We start from the raw sequence: 2530 nt of genomic DNA, 5'->3' as shown, positions 1-2530 counted from the left end.
GCTATTCCAAAGTCTGTCATTTTTAATTGATGGCTGCCTTTTAACATAATTGTATTACCTAACTTGTTAATTTTTGTAACTACAGAAACGTTTTTGGTAACTCCAGCAATGGTTAAATCACCATTTAACTTTATGTCTATAAAAGCTTCGTTTTCGCCAATGATTTCCCCTTTTTTAAAAACAAAGGTTATGTTTGGATATTCTTTAGCTTTTAGAGCTTTGTAAGTAAGTTTATCCATTAATTTTTTACCACTTTTAATACTTAAAACATCTACCTTAACATTTAAGGTTTCTATGGTAACATCTTTTAAATTATTTACAACCAATTGTGCTTCTGTTTTTTCTACAGTACTTTCCCAATCATGTAAAGTAGAAGTACCTTCTATTAATACAACACTAGGTAATTTGATTTCTAGTACAATGTTTTTAGTAGTTTCTTGTGCATATATATTGGTAATAAAACCAATTAATAAAGCAAATATTAGTATCTTGTTTTTCATGATATTTCTTATTTATACCACAAAATTATTACTTAAAAGCATTCTAAATTATGATAAAAATCATGTTATTTTAAATTTTATTACTTCGGAATTTAAGTTCCTGAAATAGAGTGTTTTATTTTTAAGTTATATAGGTTTTTTTTGGTAGAAAAAGTCTTTGAATAGGTAGAATAGCATTTAAGGAGTTGTTTTTTACAATTAGTAGATAAAATAAGTATGCTAGTTGCTAAATATTATAAATTATATTTACAATGATTAAAACAGGTTGTTATTAAATATGTATTTTTTATAGCTAAATTTGAATTTATTTTATTTTTAATTGAGTAAAATTTTGTTTTTATTGTCAATAATTCAAAATATGTAAATTTGTGTTTTTAATTTTAATGAAATTTTTAAGAAAAAATCACCTCTTTTTTTAGTACTTTTGCAATCTATAAAAATTGAATAAATGGCAAGATTTGAATTAAAGTTACCAAAAATGGGAGAAAGTGTTGCAGAAGCAACCATCACCTCTTGGTTAAAAGAAGTTGGAGATTCCATTGAACTAGATGAAGCTGTTGTAGAAATTGCTACAGATAAAGTAGATTCTGAAGTGCCCTCTGAAGTAGAAGGAACTTTGGTAGAAATTATGTTTCAAAAAGACGATGTTGTTGCTGTTGGAGATACGATTGCAATTATAGAAACAGAAGGAGATAATGATACAGCGCAAGAATCATCTACAAAAAACGAAGAAACTGCTCCTACAGAAGAGGTAAAAGAAGTTGAAAAAACAATAGAAAAAGCATCAGAAATTGTTGCAACACCTATTGCTAAAAATTCAGATTCTGGTAAATTTTATTCGCCATTAGTTAGAAATATTGCAGAAACAGAAGGTATTTCTATGGAAGAATTAGAAACCATTGCTGGTTCAGGTAAAGATGGTAGAGTTACCAAAGACGATATGCTTTCTTATTTAGAAAATAGAAACGAGTCTTCTAATGTTATTGCAAACCAAGTTAAAGAATCGAAACCATCAACAGCACCAAAACAAATAGAAAAACCAGTTGCCAAAGCAGCACCGGTTTCTGTAAATGGTGGTGATGAAGTTATTGAAATGACAAGAATGGGCAAATTAATTGCCAAACACATGGTAGATTCTGTTCAGACTTCTGCACATGTGCAATCATTTATAGAAATAGATGTTACAAATATTGTAAAATGGCGTGCTAAAGTAAAAGACGAGTTCTTAAAAAGAGAAGGAGAAAAGCTAACATTTACGCCTATTTTAATGCAAGCTATCGCAAGTACCATTAAAAAGTATCCTTTAATTAACATTGCTGTAGATGGTGATACCATTATTAAAAAGAAAAATATCAATTTAGGAATGGCAGCGGCCTTACCAGATGGTAATTTAATTGTACCTGTTATTAAAAATGCAGATCAGTTAAATTTAGTAGGTATGACATCTGCTGTAAACGATTTGGCAAACAGAGCAAGAAACAATGCTTTAAAACCAGATGAAATACAAGGCGGAACTTACACAGTAACCAATGTTGGCAGTTTTGGTTCAGTAATGGGTACGCCTATTATAAATCAGCCACAAGTTGCTATTTTAGCTTTGGGTGCTATTAGAAAAGTGCCTGCTGTGATAGAAACACCAGAAGGAGATTTTATAGGTATTAGACAAAAAATGTTTGTATCACATTCCTACGATCATAGAGTGGTAAATGGCGCTTTGGGTGGCATGTTTATTAAAACATTAAAAGAAATATTAGAATCTTGGGATGTAAATCAAGATTTTTAAAACGTATCAATGATACTATTGAAAAAGCTCACTATTTGTGAGCTTTTTTTTATTTTTCGCTAACGGTCCAGTATAAAAGCCGTTTCAATGGCTTTTATACATCTTAAGTTTACAATTCATTAAATTTAATAATTAATCAGAAAGAATAAAAGAGAGGAATAAGATTAATTTATACGGTGAAACCTAGATTTCGTCAACACTGATAATCCCCTCTCTTTTTCTACTTAAATTTCGTTCAGTTCTATGA

Annotated in this window: 2 protein-coding genes; one reads left to right on the top strand and one right to left on the bottom strand. The window is 29.4% G+C overall.

What is annotated here, in order from left to right; translation table 11 throughout:
• Positions 1–500 (bottom strand): YceI family protein (locus ACTG3S_RS03035; protein ID WP_439127900.1); only part of this gene is annotated, 500 nt, incomplete at its 3' end.
• Between the two features lie 448 nt (positions 501–948).
• Here ACTG3S_RS03035 and ACTG3S_RS03030 point away from each other — a divergent pair.
• Complete coding sequence (locus tag ACTG3S_RS03030) at positions 949–2283, top strand: dihydrolipoamide acetyltransferase family protein (protein WP_439127899.1); 1335 nt, start codon at positions 949–951, stop codon at positions 2281–2283.
• The last annotated feature ends 247 nt before the right edge of the window (positions 2284–2530 follow it).

This window comes from Polaribacter sp. (assembly GCF_965656025.1).
GTDB lineage: Bacteria > Bacteroidota > Bacteroidia > Flavobacteriales > Flavobacteriaceae > Polaribacter.
This window is presented reverse-complemented; position numbering and strand designations above follow the sequence as displayed.

Excerpts from the sequence above, each read along its gene's own strand:
- ACTG3S_RS03030 (WP_439127899.1), top strand. The coding sequence starts at position 949 with ATGGCAAGATTTGAATTAAAGTTACCAAAAATGGGAGAAAGTGTTGCA.